This is a genomic window from Chryseosolibacter histidinae, assembly GCF_018598225.1.
Taxonomy (GTDB): Bacteria; Bacteroidota; Bacteroidia; order Cytophagales; family Cyclobacteriaceae; genus Chryseosolibacter; species Chryseosolibacter histidini.
This window is the reverse complement of sequence record NZ_JAHESF010000117.1, coordinates 1-236: the sequence shown is the minus strand read 5'-3', so window position 1 is coordinate 236 and position 236 is coordinate 1. Positions and strand designations below refer to the sequence as shown.

At 63.6% G+C, this 236-nt stretch carries 1 protein-coding gene; it reads right to left on the bottom strand.

Annotated elements, in window-relative coordinates; genetic code table 11:
- Positions 1–236: Ku protein (locus KK083_RS32415; protein ID WP_317195264.1), on the bottom strand; the 236-nt coding region annotated here is incomplete at both ends.

Here is a 236-nt window from a genome sequence, read left to right as displayed (position 1 = left end):
TCACGACATACTCGCCCTTCTCGTACGGATAGCCACGGACGATATCGTCCCAGCTCACCGGCTCCCCCGTCTCCCGGTTCACGCGCTCGTAGCGGATCGGCGGCATGTTCCGCTTGTCGAGCTGCGTGAAGTGGAGCTCGTTGGGCTCCTCTGCAGGGTAGAGGGCCACCGGGATCTGCACGAGCCCGAAGCTGATACTCCCTTTCCAGATGCTGCGCGGCATGCGCTCTCCTTCC